This window comes from Bacillus sp. AFS001701 (assembly GCF_002559405.1).
Taxonomy (GTDB): Bacteria; Bacillota; Bacilli; order Bacillales; family Bacillaceae_G; genus Gottfriedia.
On the sequence record NZ_NTZO01000212.1, the window covers coordinates 1 to 16,943 of the forward strand.

At 32.8% G+C, this 16,943-nt stretch carries 20 protein-coding genes and 1 pseudogene; 20 read left to right on the forward strand and 1 reads right to left on the reverse strand.

Annotated features, from left to right (window positions below; all coding sequences use genetic code 11):
- Nucleotides 1-311: 311 nt before the first annotated feature.
- Nucleotides 312-1,022 (forward strand): annotated as a pseudogene (locus tag CN514_RS14450) (WxL domain-containing protein).
- Between the two features lie 142 nt (nucleotides 1,023-1,164).
- The gene (locus CN514_RS14455) at nucleotides 1,165-1,632 is read left to right on the forward strand and encodes an RDD family protein (protein WP_098233196.1); all 468 of its coding nucleotides are present in this window, start codon (nucleotides 1,165-1,167) and stop codon (nucleotides 1,630-1,632) included.
- A 30-nt stretch (nucleotides 1,633-1,662) separates the two neighbouring features.
- Here CN514_RS14455 and CN514_RS14460 read toward each other — a convergent pair whose 3' ends face one another.
- Complete coding sequence (locus tag CN514_RS14460) at nucleotides 1,663-1,974, reverse strand: hypothetical protein (protein WP_098233197.1); 312 nt, start codon at nucleotides 1,972-1,974, stop codon at nucleotides 1,663-1,665.
- Nucleotides 1,975-2,146: 172 nt separating this feature from the next.
- Here CN514_RS14460 and CN514_RS14465 point away from each other — a divergent pair, with 172 nt between their 5' ends.
- From CN514_RS14465 to CN514_RS14550, 18 genes are all read left to right on the forward strand, one after another.
- A complete protein-coding gene (locus CN514_RS14465) occupies nucleotides 2,147-2,758 on the forward strand; it encodes a sterol desaturase family protein (RefSeq protein WP_098233198.1) in 612 nt (203 codons plus the stop codon).
- A gap of 347 nt (nucleotides 2,759-3,105) precedes the next feature.
- Complete coding sequence (locus CN514_RS14470) at nucleotides 3,106-4,323, forward strand: MFS transporter (RefSeq protein ID WP_098233199.1); 1,218 nt, start codon at nucleotides 3,106-3,108, stop codon at nucleotides 4,321-4,323.
- Nucleotides 4,324-4,478: 155 nt separating this feature from the next.
- A complete protein-coding gene (gene deoC, locus CN514_RS14475; RefSeq protein WP_098233200.1) occupies nucleotides 4,479-5,150 on the forward strand; it encodes a deoxyribose-phosphate aldolase in 672 nt (223 codons plus the stop codon).
- Nucleotides 5,151-5,305: 155 nt separating this feature from the next.
- Complete coding sequence (rpsU, locus tag CN514_RS14480; protein WP_003152957.1) at nucleotides 5,306-5,479, forward strand: 30S ribosomal protein S21; 174 nt, start codon at nucleotides 5,306-5,308, stop codon at nucleotides 5,477-5,479.
- A 14-nt stretch (nucleotides 5,480-5,493) separates the two neighbouring features.
- Nucleotides 5,494-5,943, forward strand: a complete 450-nt coding sequence (locus CN514_RS14485) for a GatB/YqeY domain-containing protein (RefSeq protein ID WP_069034181.1) — start codon at nucleotides 5,494-5,496, stop codon at nucleotides 5,941-5,943.
- 544 nt (nucleotides 5,944-6,487) lie between these two features.
- Complete coding sequence (locus CN514_RS14490; RefSeq protein WP_098233201.1) at nucleotides 6,488-6,952, forward strand: hypothetical protein; 465 nt, start codon at nucleotides 6,488-6,490, stop codon at nucleotides 6,950-6,952.
- Between the two features lie 330 nt (nucleotides 6,953-7,282).
- Entirely contained in the window at nucleotides 7,283-7,531 is a 249-nt protein-coding gene (gene yqfC / locus CN514_RS14495) for a sporulation protein YqfC (RefSeq protein ID WP_088011443.1), read from the forward strand.
- Nucleotides 7,532-7,580: 49 nt separating this feature from the next.
- Nucleotides 7,581-8,768, forward strand: coding sequence for a sporulation protein YqfD (gene yqfD, locus CN514_RS14500; protein ID WP_098233202.1), 1,188 nt, complete (start codon nucleotides 7,581-7,583; stop codon nucleotides 8,766-8,768).
- Nucleotides 8,769-8,771: 3 nt separating this feature from the next.
- Nucleotides 8,772-9,734 (forward strand): PhoH family protein, encoded by a 963-nt coding sequence (locus CN514_RS14505; RefSeq protein WP_097974242.1) that lies wholly within the window; start codon nucleotides 8,772-8,774, stop codon nucleotides 9,732-9,734.
- A gap of 73 nt (nucleotides 9,735-9,807) precedes the next feature.
- On the forward strand, nucleotides 9,808-11,910 hold the full coding sequence (locus CN514_RS14510) for an HD family phosphohydrolase (protein ID WP_098233203.1): 2,103 nt from the start codon (nucleotides 9,808-9,810) through the stop codon (nucleotides 11,908-11,910).
- Between the two features lie 9 nt (nucleotides 11,911-11,919).
- Nucleotides 11,920-12,396: an rRNA maturation RNase YbeY gene (gene ybeY / locus CN514_RS14515; protein WP_098233204.1), complete on the forward strand. Its 477-nt coding sequence runs from the start codon at nucleotides 11,920-11,922 to the stop codon at nucleotides 12,394-12,396.
- Complete coding sequence (locus CN514_RS14520; protein ID WP_098233205.1) at nucleotides 12,377-12,757, forward strand: diacylglycerol kinase family protein; 381 nt, start codon at nucleotides 12,377-12,379, stop codon at nucleotides 12,755-12,757. The genes ybeY and CN514_RS14520 overlap by 20 nt, the downstream gene beginning before the upstream one ends.
- A gap of 46 nt (nucleotides 12,758-12,803) precedes the next feature.
- Complete coding sequence (locus CN514_RS14525) at nucleotides 12,804-13,202, forward strand: cytidine deaminase (protein ID WP_098233206.1); 399 nt, start codon at nucleotides 12,804-12,806, stop codon at nucleotides 13,200-13,202.
- Nucleotides 13,195-14,103 carry a GTPase Era gene (gene era / locus CN514_RS14530; protein ID WP_098233207.1) on the forward strand — a complete coding sequence of 303 codons (909 nt, stop codon included), beginning with the start codon at nucleotides 13,195-13,197 and terminating at the stop codon, nucleotides 14,101-14,103. The genes CN514_RS14525 and era overlap by 8 nt, the downstream gene beginning before the upstream one ends.
- A 232-nt stretch (nucleotides 14,104-14,335) precedes the next feature.
- Nucleotides 14,336-14,479 carry a YqzL family protein gene (locus CN514_RS14535; protein ID WP_069034173.1) on the forward strand — a complete coding sequence of 48 codons (144 nt, stop codon included), beginning with the start codon at nucleotides 14,336-14,338 and terminating at the stop codon, nucleotides 14,477-14,479.
- A 27-nt stretch (nucleotides 14,480-14,506) separates the two neighbouring features.
- A complete protein-coding gene (gene recO, locus CN514_RS14540; protein ID WP_098233208.1) occupies nucleotides 14,507-15,292 on the forward strand; it encodes a DNA repair protein RecO in 786 nt (261 codons plus the stop codon).
- Between the two features lie 97 nt (nucleotides 15,293-15,389).
- Nucleotides 15,390-16,028, forward strand: a complete 639-nt coding sequence (gene ccpN, locus CN514_RS14545) for a transcriptional regulator CcpN (RefSeq protein WP_098233209.1) — start codon at nucleotides 15,390-15,392, stop codon at nucleotides 16,026-16,028.
- A gap of 20 nt (nucleotides 16,029-16,048) precedes the next feature.
- A complete protein-coding gene (locus CN514_RS14550; RefSeq protein ID WP_098233210.1) occupies nucleotides 16,049-16,861 on the forward strand; it encodes a pyruvate, water dikinase regulatory protein in 813 nt (270 codons plus the stop codon).
- Nucleotides 16,862-16,943 lie beyond the last annotated feature (82 nt).

Sequence of the window (16,943 nt, forward strand, 5' to 3'; positions counted from 1 at the left end):
AGTTTACTTATATAAAGTAGTCTTCTTTTTTTTGCAGTGAATTTTAATTGGGAAAATGGAACTTTCGAATTAGAATTTATAAATTTCGTGAAGTATTTCACGAAAGATTCATTTTTGCCTCTATTAAATTTCTTATATTTAGGGGATTTGTAAAATTAAAAGTAAAATTTAGTGAATGTTTTCATAAATCTTTCACAGACAATTGTATTTTACTTTACTATAAATGGCTGTAACTTCAAGATAGATGTTTAGTTCTTTTTTAAAGCATAGCATCTTTATATGAAGAATATTTTTTAAGGGGTTATGATTAAATGAAGGTTTCAAAAATTGTAGCAATTGGCGTAGTAAGTTTTTCAACACTTGTAGGAGCGGCAAATACATCTTTTGCAGCTGTTACGTCTAAAGCAAATTCAAAAGCAGCTATTAATTTTACAGAAGGTTCTGGTCCAGTTACACCAGTAGATCCAACCGATCCATCAACTCCATTAGAGCCAATTGGTCCTACTGATCCAACTGATCCTCCTACAGGTGAGACAGGTCCGCTAACTTTAGACTTTGTTTCTTCAGTTCAATTTGGTTCGAAAGAAGTTTCACCTAGTGATCAGGTTTATTCTTCTACATCTAAAAAGCCTTTTATCCAAGTTTCAGATCGCCGAGGTACTGGTGAGGGTGGAAAGTGACAGCACAAAAGCTAGTCAGTTTACAAACGGGACAAGTGAATCACTACCCGGCGCGGTTCTTACTTTTAAAAATGGATCAGTTGTAACACCAGGTAGTGGAACTGGCCCAACGCCTGCTCAATTACACTAGATACAGATGGATTAACTGAATCTTCAGTTGTTACTGCAGAACCTGGTACGGGACTTGGTACTTGGTTAACAAGATGGTTAGGCCCAAATCCTGATGTTAATGATGGTGCAGTAAATAATAATGTTACCTTACAAATTCCAAGTGGTTCAGCAACAATAGGTAACCACGAAGCAATTGTTACTTGGACACTAGTCGATGCTCCAGGTGTATAATTGAGTCTACATAAAAAAGTTTAATCGATATTACTTAGCCTGATAGTACTTTCTATCAGGCTTTTTATATTTTTCCAATTCAAAATTCTGTATAATTTAAACTGTCGTTAAGGATATCTTAGAAACAAAGGTGGAGATTTTAATGGAATCATATTCTAAATTAGCAAGTAGATCAAGTAGGTTATTAGCAATATTGGTTGACGGATTTATAACTTTTCTTTTTATTTTTGCTTTTTCTATCATTACTGGAATGACAAAGTTTTCAACATTTTTTAATCCTACTAGAGTAGACAAATTTGAAATTGGATCTTCTCTACTATCTATTATTAGTGTCATTATATTTTATATTTTGATCCCTACATTTGTTTGGAAAGGGCAAACATTTGGAAAGCGTTGGTTAAAAATTGCAATCGTTAAAAACGATGATCAAGAAGTAAATTTAAAGACGATGTTTATAAGAGAAATTTTTTTCCTTTTAGGATACATAAAAATACCATATTTTTCATTAGTTATAGGTTTTGTTGCATTGGTTGATCCGTTTTTCATTTTTTCTGCAGATCGAAGAACACTACATGATTTAATTGCAAAAACAAAAGTAATTGATGTTTAAAATAAAAAGAAAGCTCACCGGGCTTTCTCTTTATTTTAATATTTTCATTTGGCGTATATGAGCACGTGTTTCTTCAGTACCTAATTCATAAATCATCGCATAGGCTTGTTTTAAAAAATAGTCATATCCATCATTGTTTTCTTGGCTCCAATTTGTGATTGGAATGATGAAAGCAGTTTGAATACCTGCTGCTTCATCATAGCTGTCAATCTGATGGAAAATTCTTTCGAGTCTATGTTTTTCATCGATCGTAGCATCGATTTCTAGCTCATAAGGTGCGTCCCCTTGGTTTGGAACAATTGTTTTTGCTTGAACGGATACATAATATCTCCTTTTTTCCATATAAATCTCCCTTTTAAGTATTTTTCGTTATCGTTTTTATTATCCTCACCGACCAGTGCTTTATTCAAAATTAATAATCAGCTCGAATAGAACTTAAAAAGGAATTTCATAAATAATATTGAAATATAAATTTGATATTAAGATAATTTAGGTATAGATGAAGGGGGATTTTATGAAGGGACTATATCGAGACTTTTTTCTTCATTTCGATATTATTGTGATGGGAGTACTTTTTTTAGTTGGAATTATTTATAGTGTAGGATTACATTTATCGTGGCTTACTGTCTTAATTTTTATTATAGGATTAATCTTTTTTATGTTTAGTGAGTACGTAACTCATCGTTTCATTTTTCATATAAAAGCACCAAAAAATAAACTATTACTTAAATTTATGAAAAGAATTCATTATGATCATCATACGTATCCAGATGATTTAAAATTATTATTTTTACCGATATGGTATAGCATTCCAAATTTAGGATCGCTTTGTATAATTTATTTTTTGATATCGAAAGATCTAATTCAAACGATCGCATTTGGTTCAGGTTTAGTTTTTATGTTACTAGTGTACGAATGGAAGCATTATGTAGCTCACAGGCCAATTAAACCAATAACGAAAGTAGGACGACAGATTAAAAAGCTACATATCCTGCATCATTTTAAAAATGAAAACTTTTGGTATGGTGTATCGACACCTATTTTTGATGGGATATTTGGTACATTGAAGGATGAAAAGGAAGTAGTAACAAGTAATACTGCGAAATCCTTAGAAGAAAGAATGTAAACTACAAGTAAAAGATATTTTGGAGGAATAATGATTTACTTATTATCTTTTTTAATTGGTGGGTGCTGCGGTATTATTGTCGGTTGTACGTTTTACATTATTAAAATGATCAAAGAAAATGCCTAGTGTTTACGCTAGGTATTTTTGTCGGTTTAAAGCTCCTTTTTTTATGAAAACAGTCCATTTTATAAACTTTTACTAATAAATTAATATTTTATAAAAATTGAAAAAAGCGTAAATATTTGATTGTTGTGCTTACTATACTGAGAATAAGGGGGGATGATTGTGTCATTGGATCGAACTCATTTAGAAAATGTTTTTAGACAGATAAGAAGAGAGAAATTCGAATGACTAAACTAAATTACAAAAAAATTATGCTTTTAGGATTTGGATTTTTTGCAATCAGTCTTACTTGGTCCGTCTATAATGCTTTTATGCCAAAGCTTTTAAGCGATTATTTAAAGTCATCTGCATTAATTGGATTTATTATGACGTTTGATAATTATTTTGCATTATTTTTACAACCTGCCGTTGGAATGTATAGTGATCGTTTAGATACACGATTTGGTAGAAGAATGCCATTTTTAATAGTTGGTATGCCACTTGCAGCATTTTTTACCTTTTTAATTCCAGTGCATAAAACACTGTTTATGTTGATCTTTTTTATTGTGTTTATGAATTTAAGTATGAGTATTTTCCGTTCTCCAGTTATAGCACTTATGCCTGATTTAACAAGAGTTGAACAAAGAAGCAAGGCGAATAGTGTCATTAATTTTATGGGTGGAATTGGTGCTTTAATTGCATTTTTTATTGGTTCAATTTTGTGGGATCTAAATAAAGGATTTCCTTTTTATTTGGCTGGATTTTTAATGTTATTTAGCTTTCTAATTCTTTTTTTCTTTATTAGAGAAAAAAGAGATGTTCTAAATTATGAGCAGGCTGAAGAAAAAGTACAATTAAGAGAAGGTTTTCGTTCAGCCATTCACAATAAAAGTGCATTATTTCTATTATTAGCAATTCTGAGTTGGTTCACGGGTTTTAATGGAATTGAAACTTTTTTTACACGTTATGGGGAGGTTTATTTAGGGGTAAAAGTTAGTGCAGCAGCGTTTTCATTTGCTTTCATATCATTAGCATTTTTAATCTTTGCCATTCCTGCAGGGTTTATAGGAACAAAAATTGGTAAGAAACGAAGCATACTAATTGGTATATTTGGAATTATCATTGGTTTTATTGTTTTATTTTTCTTAAAGGATTTATTATTCATTCGAATTGTCTTTTTGATAATGGGATGTTTATGGGCATTAGTAAACATTAATTCTTATCCTTTCTTAGCTGAGATGGCACCGATTGGATTTATTGGAACATATACAGGTTTATATTATTTATTTTCATCGATTGCCAATATTATATCGCCACCATTATTAGGCGCAATTATGGATTTAATTGGCTACAAGTTCATGTTCTTGTATGGTTGTTTCTTTATTACAATTTCATTCTTCATGATGCTTAAAGTAAAAAATCATCATAAAACAGTCGAAAAAAATTCAAATGCATCTATATAAAATTGATGCTTTGAATTTTTTTTGGCTGAGTTTTTAAATATTAACCTCAGGTTTCACATAATTAAAATTAAAAAACAAATAATAATAAATGCTGATATTTCAGTGTCTATTAAAAGAGAAATTTTGAAAAAAACATAAGTTAGGAGCACTACAAAATGACAACTAATATCAATAAATTGATTGATCATACAGTTTTAAAACCTGAAACAACTAAATCTCAAATTGAAAAATTATGTCAAGAAGCAAAAGAACATAATTTTGCTTCGGTTTGTGTGAATCCAACTTGGGTGAGTCACTGTGCAAGTTTGTTAAAGGGCTCTGAAGTTTTAGTTTGTACTGTAATTGGATTTCCATTAGGTGCCAATACAAAAGAAACGAAAGCGTTTGAAACGAAGAATGCCATTGAAAATGGAGCCGGGGAAGTCGATATGGTGATCAATATCGGAGCTTTAAAAGATAAGGATTATGATACGGTTGAACAAGATATAGCAGCGGTTGTTAATGCAGCAAAAGGTAAAGCATTAGTAAAAGTAATTATTGAAACAAGTCTTTTAACGAATGAAGAGAAAGAAATGGCTTCTAAGCTTTCTGTAAAAGCTGGAGCAGATTTCGTTAAAACATCTACAGGATTTTCAACAGGTGGTGCAACTGTAGAGGATGTAGCATTAATGAGAAAAGCAGTTGGACCTGATATTGGAGTTAAAGCATCTGGCGGAGTACGTGATCTAACAAGTGTAAATGAAATGGTTAAAGCCGGAGCAACTCGAATTGGTACAAGTAATGGAATCACGATTGTCCAAGGAAACGTAGCAACAGAAGGCTATTGATTCCTTTTAATGGCAAAGGGTGTTAAGTTTCAAACTTGACATTTACCTGTTGACCTATCAATAGTTTATGTATTATAATCGTAAAAGACATGTGGAAAAGTGTTCTTTTTTGCAGTGTTTTATTGATTGGTAGCTTGGAGGGAGGGAAAAGTAAGATGTCTAAAACAGTCGTTCGTAAAAACGAATCTTTAGAAGATGCTCTTCGTCGTTTTAAACGTTCAGTTTCTAAAACTGGTACGCTACAAGAAGCAAGAAAACGCGAATTTTATGAAAAGCCAAGTGTAAAACGTAAGAAAAAATCAGAGGCAGCGAGAAAACGTAAATTCTAAGAGAGGGTGTTACTATGAGTCTTCTCGAACGTTTGAATTCAGATATGAAACAAGCGATGAAGGAAAAAAACAAAGACAAGTTAGCAGTTATTCGAATGGTGAAAGCTTCATTACAAAATGAAGTAATTAGCTTAGGGAATAATGTGACATTGTCAGCTGATCAAGAGTTAACAATTTTAACTCGTGAAGTGAAACAACGTAAAGACTCCCTCCTGGAATTCGAAAAAGCTGGTCGTCAAGACCTTGTGGATAAATTAAAGCAAGAGTTACTGATTCTAAAAGAATACTTGCCTCAACAATTATCTGAAGAGGAACTTCTTGAAATTGTGCGTGTTACAATTTCAGAAGTCGGTGCTACATCAAAAGCTGACATGGGGAAAGTAATGAGTGCAGTTATGCCTAAAGTAAAAGGACAAGCTGATGGCTCTTCTGTGAATAAAGCTGTAGCAAGTCTGTTAAAATAAACGTCTATTTATAGACGTTTATTTTTTTGTTTTTTGAGTAACTGCAATTAAATTTTGCGAAACTGCAATTAAAATCTTCAAAAGTGCAATTAAATTTCACCAACTGCAATTAAAATCTTCGAAAGTGCAAATAAAATCTCCGAAACTGCAATTAACTCCTTCAATATGCTACTTCAGTCCAATAAATCACATAAGTCAGCTTAAATTTTCACGAAAACAGTACGGTTCACTAAAAAATTATCTTTTCTCTTAAAACCGTTAAATATTCTTATCCTCAATCCTACATCGGCACCATATTCAGTCATGGTGTAACATTATCCTTTAATTGAGCTCCACATATCCAGTTTGCTTGTAAAAAAATCTGCATAATTCCAGTCTAGATAAAACTCCGATCAAAAGAGTCAATGAAAAATTATTAATATTTCAGTCAATATTTAACTAAGTGTGTGATTTATATCACATATAAGATTAAAGTTATTCGGTATGATGAATTCAGATAAACAATGCATTTGTTTAACACCTACTGGTAAAGGAGAGATGAATAATGACACCGTTCGGGGACTTACACAATGATCTTGGTGGAATAGCATTTGCTTTAGGGTGGTTAATAATTGTCGTACCATTCGCATTTACATTAATCTATATTACGAAAGAGATGGCAATAGGTGACGAAGAACGACTACAAGATGAGATCGAGCAAGGGGTTCATGACTATGCTAGATCAATTAAAAAACCGTTCATAACAGAAACAAATGATTCACCACAAATGGATACAACTATTGCTAAAAGGCCGTTACCAATTAAGTTGGTAGGTTTGTTAGTGAGTGCACTCATCACTTATGTTACAGTGAAAGGGATTTACGGTGATGGGAATAGTGATATAACTTCAATTGGTCTTGTAGTAATGTGGAGTCTGTTCTTTCTCACACAAGGGGTTCTTTGGTGGGTTGCTACTTCACAAGGAAAACAAGATGTTTATCAAGATGTTTCAATCCAAAGAAGAATGTAAAAACCTAAATAAATTTAAACCGAGAATAGTTATTAGTTCTCGGTTTTTTTCTATGCATAACACTATAAGAGGGCTCTCTTGGGAAAGACATTCACTCCTAAATTATTTGATTGATTTACCGCCCCCACTAAAAGCCAGTAACCATAAAGCCCAACTTCCTCACCATCATCTAAAATCAATAACCCCCACCTTATAATATCCAAGTATTCATCTTAAATTTCCTTTACCATTTTCTTTTTATATCATACCTTCTCAAAATTCATCATAAATATGATATGAAAGGGGGAGGAGTCTATCTTGAAAAGATTAGCGCATAATTTAAAAACATGGATGTCAAGTAAGATGGACTTACCACCAGATGTACTATTGGAATTACCTCGTATTACAATGTTAGGTCAACTACATATTTATATTGAAAATCATAGAGGGTTACTTGTGTATTCGGACAATGAATTGCGTTTGTTAATGAAGCAGGGCCAGTTGTTGATTAAGGGAAAAGATTTTGTATTGAAGACGATGTTGCCTGAGGAGATATTGTTGGAAGGCGAAATTGAGCATGTATATTTTATTAATGAATAGCATCTAGAACTTACATCATGATCAGTCTAATGAACATGGGGGATTTAGGATGAAAAACCAATGGACTTCAAATCTTACGGGGATGGTTCAAGTAAAAGTAATTGGGCTTGGACCAGAACGTTTTTTAAATGATTGTATGCGAAAGGGGATTCCACTTCGTGATGTAAAGAAAAGTGGAACAAATTCGATTACGTTTACAATTGAGTTGAAAGATTATAAACGGATCAAGAATATTCCTCGGAAAAAAGAGTATAAGGTTCATTTTATTGGCAGGAAGGGGCTGCCTTTTGAAGTTAGACGAGCATGGAAGTATTTTGGATTTGTTGTAGGTGTTGCTGGCTTTTTAGTTGTATTATTTTTACTTTCAAATATGGTTTGGCGAATTGATATAAAGGGTGCTTCGCCTGAAGTGGAATATAAACTTCGGAAAGATTTAACTGCGATGGGTGTTAAGACTGGTGCATCTCAATTTACGTTACCAAGAATGCAAACAATCCAGAAAAAGCTCCAAGATGATAATCCAACATTAACCTGGATTGGTGTACAATTAAATGGGACTACCTTTCATTTTGAGGTAGTAGAAAAGCATATACCTAAGCCTGAGAAGGCAATAAGTCCGCGTCATATTATTGCGAGTGAAGAAGCTGTTATTTCAAGTATGTTTGTTGAAAAAGGGAAACCTCTTGTAGTAAAGAATGACTTTGTGAAAAAAGGTCAAATATTAGTATCTGGAATAATCGGAACGGAAGAACATCCTATTTTAGTCCCAGCAGTTGGTAAAATCATGGGGGAAGTTTGGAGAGAGGAAATTATTAGTGTTCCTTTAGATACTCCGTTTACGGTTCTTACAGGAGAAAGAAAAACTAGTTATTATATTGGAACTAAGGAAAATCAAATAAAATTTTGGGGTTTTGATAAGAATAAATATAAGTCTTTTGAAGATGAAAGTAGTTCATATCAATTTAAATTTTTAAAATGGAAATTGCCGATCTTTTTTAGTAAAAAAACAACACTGGAAAGTGAAAAATATGTAAGAACATACTCTAAAATACAGGCTGCTCAACTTGGAAAACAAATTGGTAAGAAGGAATTAATGAAAAAGTTAAGTCCAGATGCCAAGATTTTACAAGAAAAAGTTTTGCACGAGTCAATAGACAATGGTAAAGTAAATTTAAGAATGTATTATAAAGTTTTAGAAGATATCACAAAAACGAAAACTATTGTTCAAGGGGACTGAGTAATGCCAGAACAACTACTAACGATTAATCAACAACTAGAGGATCCAAACGAAGCAATTGCCTTATTTGGTACAAACGATAAGCATCTAGAAATAATTGAAAATTTGCTTGATGTTAAGATTGTGTCACGTGGTCAATCTGTACAAGTTTCAGGTACGAATGAAGATGTGAAAACTGTTGAGCAAATCATTCAAGCTCTTTTAGAGGTTATTCGAAATGGAGTGAGTATTACATCGAGGGATGTTACGTACTCAATTCAGATGGCTAAAGAAGGAAGGCTGTCATCATTTGCTAGGTTGTATGACGAAGAAATTATTAAGAATTCAAAAGGTAAACCAATTCGAGTTAAGACTTTTGGACAAAGACATTATCTTCGTGCAATTCAATCAAATGATTTAGTATTTGGAATTGGACCTGCTGGTACAGGTAAAACATATCTTGCAGTTGTCATGGCTGTTCAAGCATTAAAAAATAATAAAGTAAGTAAAATTATTTTAACAAGACCTGCTGTGGAAGCTGGAGAAAGTTTAGGATTTTTACCAGGAGATTTAAAGGAAAAGGTTGACCCATATTTAAGACCATTGTACGATGCTCTACATGATGTTTTAGGACAAGAGCATACTGTACGTTTAATTGAAAGAGGAACGATTGAAATTGCACCTTTAGCATACATGAGGGGACGTACTTTAGAAGATGCCTTTGTCATTTTGGATGAAGCTCAAAATACGACAATGGCTCAAATGAAGATGTTTTTGACCCGTTTAGGATTTGGCTCTAAAATGGTTATAACAGGTGACCCTTCACAGATTGATTTACCTAAAGGAGTAAAGTCTGGTTTAATATCAGCTCAAAATACCCTTAAAGGTGTTGAGGGTATTGGTATGACAATCTTGGAACAAACTGACGTAGTTCGTCACCCACTAGTACAAAAGATTATTCAAGCTTATGATTTAGCAAAAGAATGATTCGTAGTGACCCTACATTGATAGGGTCATTTCGTATTTTTATGATGAGGTGCATTTCTAGAAAGGGGAAACAATGAATAGTTTGCAAGCTTTAATTCAGCGTTTTAAGAATCAAACTCTTGTCATATTACTATGTACGATTGCATTCAGCTTATTAAGTTTTCTTCTTTTAGTTAGTCATGTTAGACCGGTAAAATACGACATTCAGCTATTATCAATTGCTGATGATAATATTTATTCACCTATCACGATTGAGGACAAAGGAGCTACGGCTAAAAAGCGACTTGAGGCTGCAGCAAGAGTTGAGGATGTATATAAATATGAGGAAAGTTATACACAAAAAAGGATAGACATAGTAAATTCGATTTTTGATATTGTAACAGATGTGAAAAATAAAAATGCAAAGAGTGATAATCCTACAGGACAAGCATTAATTGATAAAGAAACAAGTGATGTTAAGAAAAAACTGCCTGATGATATTCGTAAAAACTTAGAAGATAGTGTATTTAGCACTTTAGTTAGATCGTCAGAAGAACAGTTAAATATTACGAAAGCTTCGTTAAATACAGCTATTAACAATGTAATGTCTGAGGAAATTACGACAAACCAAATCGAAGAGTCTCGTGGGAAGCTACGAAACGAATTATCATATGTAAGCGTTAATCCTTCACTAAAGGATGCGATGATCTCAATTGGTGAGTTTGCGATAGTGCCAAACTACTTTTTTGATGCAGAGGAGACAAAAGAGAGAAGACGTCTAGAAAGTGAAAGTGTAGATAGTGTCTATATTTTACAAGGACAAGTCTTAGTAAAAGCCGGAGAAACAATTACAAAGGAAAAATATGATCAATTAAAATTAGTAGGTTTAATAAAAAACAAACAATCGATTCAACCGTATATTGGATTAATTTTATTAATCGGAGTATTGGCGTACTTCGTATTGAAGCAAACGGCAACTTTAAAAGAAAAAGGGAATATATACATTGTTACATACTATAGCATTGTAATTTTTACAATCTTAATTTTGAAAATTGTAAGCTTGTTTCAAAAAGTTGAGTTTTCTGGCCTTGTATATGTAGCTCCAGTTGCGATTGGGACTTTATTGATAAAGTTTTTATTAGGAAATCGATATTTAATGGTTTCGTCGATTATTTTCTCTATTTGCGGTAGCTTAATGTTTAATGAAGATGTAAATGGGGCAATTAATTACTCGACTGGAATCTATATTTTATTTAGTTCAATCACCGTTTTATTTTTAAATGAGGTTAAAAATAAGCGTTCAATGATTCTCCATGCAGGATTTTTAATTTCGCTTGTTAATATTGCTACTCTGTTTTCTTTGATCTTAATTCGGAATGGTCAATATTCATCAGTAGAAATTGGGATTTATTTATTAATGGGACTTACTTCTGGAGTTTTATCAAGTGTCATTACGATGGGGATTTTACCTTTTGTAGAAGATTCGTTTGGAATGGTGTCCTCATTTAAACTTGTTGAGTTAGGTAGTCCAAATCATCCATTATTAAGAAAAATATTATTAGAGGCTCCTGGTACATACCACCACAGTATAATGGTTGCAAATTTAGCTGAAGGTGCTTGTGAAGCGATCGGTGCAAATGGTTTGTTAGCTAGAGTAGGAGCATATTATCATGATATCGGTAAAACGAATAATCCAGGATTCTTTATAGAAAATCAAATGGGTGGTCATAATCCTCACGATCGTATTAAACCGATTCAAAGTAAAGATATCATTTTAAGACATGTAAGTGATGGGGTAAAAATACTAAAAAAATATAATTTGCCAAAAGATATTATTGATATTGCAGCAGAGCATCATGGTACAACTTTATTAAAGTATTTTTATTATAAGGAAAAAGAGACGAATCCTGATGTTAAAGAAAGTGATTTTAGATATCCTGGACCAAAAGCTCATTCAAAGGAATCGGCTATTGTAGGGATTGCTGATAGTGTTGAAGCAGCAGTTCGTTCGTTAAAGGACCCTGATATGGTAAAAATCGAGGTATTAGTTTCTTCCATTATGCATGATCGTTTGAATGATGGTCAGTTTGCAATGTGTGAATTAAATTTAAAAGAATTACATATTGTTGAGAAATCATTGTGTGAGACTTTAAAAGGTACTTTCCATTCAAGAATTCAGTATCCAGATGAAAGATAAGGTGAGAAAATGGTTCAACTAGAAATTGATTTTATAGATGAAACAAATGAAGTGACTAATGAACAGCAATCTGATATAAAGGGTTTACTAGAGTGCGCACTTGAATATGAGGGTGTAACGGGCGAAGTTGAAATTGCAGTTTCATTTGTAGATGATGAAAAAATCCATGAAATTAATAAAGAGTATCGAGAGAAAGATCGTGCTACTGATGTTATTTCATTTCCAATGGAAGAATTAGGAGAAGGTGAAATTGAAATCATTGGAGTGGACTTACCACGTACTTTAGGTGATATTGTCATTTCAATTCCTACTACTAAGAGACAGGCTGAGGAGTATGGTCATTCGTTCCGCCGTGAATTAGGTTTTTTAGCAGTTCACGGATGTTTACATTTACTTGGTTATGATCATATGAATGAAGCCGATGAGAAAGTGATGTTTACAAAACAAAAGGAAATATTAGAAAAATATGGCCTTGAAAGACTCTAAAAAAAGAGCGCCATTACTTAAATCTTTTAGTTTTGCATTTAGTGGTATTTTTAAAGTCATTAAGGATGAAAGAAATATAAAAATCCACTTATTTGCAGCACTCATTTCAATCGGCCTTGCGTTTTATTTACATATTAGTCGAATAGATTGGTTAATCCTTCTGCTTATTATTACAATTGTCATTTCGCTAGAGCTAGTTAATTCTTCAATTGAAGCAGTTGTAGATTTAGCATCACCTAATAAACATCCTTTAGCGAAAAAAGCGAAGGATGTGGCAGCTGGGGCGGTGTTAGTCGCTGCAATCGTTTCAATCATTATAGGTGCTTTGCTATTTTTTCCGTATTTTACTATACTACCTTAATAAGACCCCACTTTCGTGTTCGGGCTTATAATAGGAGGCTACATAAATGGATAAACAACAACTTATAAATGAAGCGATTAAAGCTAGATTAAACGCATATGTACCATATTCGAAATTTCAAGTTGGTGCAGCATTGCTTACAAAGGATGGTCAAGTTATTCGTGGTTGTAACATAGAAAATGCATCATATGGTCTAACGAATTGTGCAGAACGAACTGCATTATTTAAAGCATATTCAAATGGCATTACGGAGTTTTCAGCAGTAGCAGTAGTCGCTGATACCGAGGGACCTGTTGCGCCATGTGGGGCATGCCGTCAAGTTTTATTTGAACTCGCAGGTCCAGATACAGTCGTATATTTATCGAACTTAAATGGAGCAATCCAAGAAACAACAGTAAAAGAATTATTGCCAGGAGCATTTACATCGGAGGATTTGAATGAATAAAGAAAGTTATAAATCAGGTTTTGTCTCAATTATAGGTAGACCAAATGTAGGGAAAAGTACATTCCTAAATCGAGTAATTGGTCAAAAAATAGCTATAATGAGTGATAAGCCTCAAACTACTCGTAATAAAATTCAAGGCGTTTTTACAGAAGATGATGCACAAATTGTCTTTATTGATACGCCAGGAATCCATAAACCAAAACATAAACTTGGTGATTTTATGGTAAAGGTAGCGCAAGAATCAATTAAGGATGTTGACGCTACATTATTTATGGTAAATGCCAATGAAGGATTTGGTCGTGGAGATGAATTCATTATTGAGAAGCTACAAGGAAGTCGTAGTCCAGTAATTTTAGTCATTAATAAAATTGATACAATTCATCCTGAACAGTTATTTGATTTAATCAATAAATACAAAGATTTATTCCAATTTGCTGAAATTGTTCCGATCTCAGCATTACAAGGGAATAATGTCGATCGCTTATTAAAAGTAATTAAAACGTATTTACCAGAAGGTCCGCAATATTATCCTGCAAATCAAGTAACAGATCATCCTGAAAGATTTATCATTTCAGAATTAATAAGAGAAAAAGTATTGCATTTGACTAGAGAAGAGGTTCCACATTCAATCGCTGTTATTATTGAGCAAATTGAAAGAAGACCAGAAGGAAATGCAATTTACGTGAATGCAACAATTGTCGTTGAAAGGTCTTCCCAAAAAGGAATCATTATCGGTAAACAAGGTAGCATGTTAAAAGAGGTTGGCAAGCGTGCTCGTTTAGATATAGAAAACTTGCTTGATACAAAAGTATTCTTAGAGCTATGGGTTAAGGTTCAAAAAGATTGGCGCAATCGTATGTCTCAATTAAGAGATTTAGGTTTCCGTGAGGATGAGTATTAAAAGGCAAAAATCAAGGGACTAGGGCTTAGCATCAGGGTCTAATAATATTACCATTTGTTCAAAAAAGCCCAACATATTTTTCTTGATTTTGCAAGCTTTTTATTTGTTATTTTAATAAATTTTATACACATGAAAATCGGGAGAGAAGGTCACATTATAAGTAAGCAGGGAAAGTAATTGGCTATAGGTAATGAGCAATGAGTTGTAGCTATTCTTGAAAGGTGGTTTCTCAATGTTGAATTTTACCTGGGATGTCTTTTCTAAAACTGGAAATGTTGAGACATATTTATTGTTTAAGCAGCTTGAACAGGAACATGTGGATCAGAAAAGTTACATTGATGAAGAAATAGCTGATATTGATTCCCTACATACTTAACCTTCATCCAATTGGATGGTGAGTTAATTGTTACAGCGTGTAGAAGGAATTGTATTACGGGCAAACGCTTATGGAGAATCAAATGTTATTATTACTCTCTTAACAAGAGAATTAGGTAAGATAGGAGTTGTGGCAAAAGGAGCAAAGAAGACGAATAGTCGACTTGCTTCTGTTACACAACTCTTTACATATGGGTCGTTTTTAATTCAAAAAGGATCTAGTTTAGGTACTTTAAGTCAAGGAGAACTGATTGATTCATTTCGTGAATTAAGAAGTGATTTAGTTGCAACTGCGTATGCTTCAATTGTTGTAGAGCTTACTGATAAAGCGGTTGAAGAGAAAAAAAATAATCCGTATTTATTTGAATTAGTTCTTCAATTACTACAGCATATGAATGAAGGTGCAGACGCTGAAGTTTTGACTTATTTATTTATGACGAAAATGATACCTGTATTAGGCTATCACCCATTTTTTGATCAATGTGTGAATTGTAAATGTAGTGCAAATGAAAATATATTTGTAGCCTTTTCTGTTAAAGAAGGTGGGTTTTTATGTCAGCGTTGTAAACATACTGATCCATATGCTTTTTCTGTTACTGAAAAGTCGGTTAAGTTAATGAGGTTATTTTATCATTTTGATGTAAATCGACTTGGAAAAATTGAGGTTAGTGAAGCAACAAAGAAAAACTTGCAACAAATTTTATTTTCTTACTATGATGAATATAGTGGAATCTATTTAAAGTCACGCAAATTTTTAGAGCAATTAAAAAATATGGATAATTTTCTGAAAACAAATAAAAATTCAGAAACCTAAGGAAGGAAATAGGCTACCTATTTCCTTCTTTCTTTTTTAAATTGTAAAAATAGTATATAATATTTATTAGAGAGTATAACATATTGGATAGTTAGGGGTGAGGAAAATCGAACTGACAAAGCGACAAACTCAAATACTTGAAATTGTAAAAAATAATGGACCAATTACAGGTGAACATATAGCTGATAAGCTAGCACTTACAAGAGCTACGCTTCGGCCGGATTTAGCTATTCTTACAATGACTGGTTTTTTAGAGGCAAGACCACGAGTAGGATATTATTACACAGGAAGAACAAGCGGTGCACAAGTCATTGAAAGAATTAAAAAATTGACTGTAAAGGAATTTCAGGCGATTCCTGTTGTAGTAGATCGAAGTTCATCAGTATATGATGCGATTGTTACAATGTTTCTTGAAGATGTAGGAACTTTATTTGTTGTGGATCGAAATTCGATTTTAATAGGAGTACTTTCGAGAAAAGACTTACTCCGTGCAAGTATAGGAAATAAAGATTTGCATACATTACCCGTAGATATTATCATGACGAGGATGCCAAACATTACAATTTGCTATAAAGATGATACAATTTATAATGTAGCTAAGAGTTTAATTGAAAAACAAATTGATGCTGTCCCTGTTGTTCGTGAAAGTGAGCATGGACTTGAGGTAATTGGTCGATTTACAAAAACAAATTTTACTCGTGCGATTGTAGACTTAATGAACAATGATATGTTTTAGTAAAGTTAAGAGGTGAACATATGGGCAATTCAATCGTTTATGTTGTATCAGATTCTGTTGGTGAAACAGCAGAGCATGTCGTAAAGGCGGCTATTAGTCAATTTCATCAAAAATTCGAGATTAGACGTGTACCATACGTTGAAGATAATGCAACATTAATTGAAATAGTTCAAGTAGCAAAAGAGAATAATGGTATTATTGTATTTACATTAGTAAAACCTGATATGAGAAAGAAATTATTAGAAGAATCGCAAAGTGCTGGTGTAATCGTATATGACTTAATCGGTCCATTAATCGATAAAATTTCAACGATTCATAAACTTGAACCTAGAAATGAACCTGGTGTTGTTCGCAAACTAGATGAAGATTATTTCCAACGTATTGAGGCAATTGAATTTGCGGTAAAATATGATGATGGAAGAGACCCAAGAGGTATTGAAAAAGCTGATATAGTCTTAATCGGTGTATCGAGAACATCAAAGACTCCTTTATCACAATATCTTGCTCATAAAGGTTTTAAAGTTGCCAATGTGCCTTTAGTTCCAGAAGTTGATCCACCAGAACAACTGCTTAATGTTCCAAAAGAAAAGTGTATAGGACTAATGATTTCTCCAGAAAAATTAAATCATATTCGAAAAGAAAGATTAATTTCATTAGGACTTCACGACGGAGCTAGTTATGCTAATATTGCAAGAATTGAAGAAGAACTTAAACATTTCAATAATGTAGTTAAACAAATTGGCTGTAAAGTTGTAGATGTTTCAAGTAAAGCAGTAGAAGAATCCGCTAATGTAATATTAAATTACTATTACCAAAATAAGCAGATTAGATAATTTTTTTGAAATTAAAAATGATGATCGATCTTTTTACTGACACATTAGAGTAATCTAATGTGTTTTCATCTTTTTTAAATAG

What these genes read in the sequence shown, in the direction of transcription:
- CN514_RS14460 (WP_098233197.1), bottom strand. Translation starts at nt 1,974, where the DNA reads ATGGAAAAAAGGAGATATTATGTATCCGTTCAAGCAAAAACAATTGTT.
- CN514_RS14490 (WP_098233201.1), top strand. Translation starts at nt 6,488, where the DNA reads ATGACACCGTTCGGGGACTTACACAATGATCTTGGTGGAATAGCATTT.
- yqfD (WP_098233202.1), top strand. Translation starts at nt 7,581, where the DNA reads ATGAAAAACCAATGGACTTCAAATCTTACGGGGATGGTTCAAGTAAAA.
- CN514_RS14520 (WP_098233205.1), top strand. Translation starts at nt 12,377, where the DNA reads ATGGCCTTGAAAGACTCTAAAAAAAGAGCGCCATTACTTAAATCTTTT.
- deoC (WP_098233200.1), top strand. Translation starts at nt 4,479, where the DNA reads ATGACAACTAATATCAATAAATTGATTGATCATACAGTTTTAAAACCT.
- rpsU (WP_003152957.1), top strand. Translation starts at nt 5,306, where the DNA reads ATGTCTAAAACAGTCGTTCGTAAAAACGAATCTTTAGAAGATGCTCTT.
- CN514_RS14455 (WP_098233196.1), top strand. Translation starts at nt 1,165, where the DNA reads ATGGAATCATATTCTAAATTAGCAAGTAGATCAAGTAGGTTATTAGCA.
- CN514_RS14470 (WP_098233199.1), top strand. Translation starts at nt 3,106, where the DNA reads ATGACTAAACTAAATTACAAAAAAATTATGCTTTTAGGATTTGGATTT.
- CN514_RS14505 (WP_097974242.1), top strand. Translation starts at nt 8,772, where the DNA reads ATGCCAGAACAACTACTAACGATTAATCAACAACTAGAGGATCCAAAC.
- CN514_RS14465 (WP_098233198.1), top strand. Translation starts at nt 2,147, where the DNA reads ATGAAGGGACTATATCGAGACTTTTTTCTTCATTTCGATATTATTGTG.
- CN514_RS14510 (WP_098233203.1), top strand. Translation starts at nt 9,808, where the DNA reads ATGAATAGTTTGCAAGCTTTAATTCAGCGTTTTAAGAATCAAACTCTT.
- CN514_RS14550 (WP_098233210.1), top strand. Translation starts at nt 16,049, where the DNA reads ATGGGCAATTCAATCGTTTATGTTGTATCAGATTCTGTTGGTGAAACA.
- yqfC (WP_088011443.1), top strand. Translation starts at nt 7,283, where the DNA reads ATGTCAAGTAAGATGGACTTACCACCAGATGTACTATTGGAATTACCT.
- CN514_RS14525 (WP_098233206.1), top strand. Translation starts at nt 12,804, where the DNA reads ATGGATAAACAACAACTTATAAATGAAGCGATTAAAGCTAGATTAAAC.
- CN514_RS14485 (WP_069034181.1), top strand. Translation starts at nt 5,494, where the DNA reads ATGAGTCTTCTCGAACGTTTGAATTCAGATATGAAACAAGCGATGAAG.
- CN514_RS14535 (WP_069034173.1), top strand. Translation starts at nt 14,336, where the DNA reads ATGTTGAATTTTACCTGGGATGTCTTTTCTAAAACTGGAAATGTTGAG.
- era (WP_098233207.1), top strand. Translation starts at nt 13,195, where the DNA reads ATGAATAAAGAAAGTTATAAATCAGGTTTTGTCTCAATTATAGGTAGA.
- ybeY (WP_098233204.1), top strand. Translation starts at nt 11,920, where the DNA reads ATGGTTCAACTAGAAATTGATTTTATAGATGAAACAAATGAAGTGACT.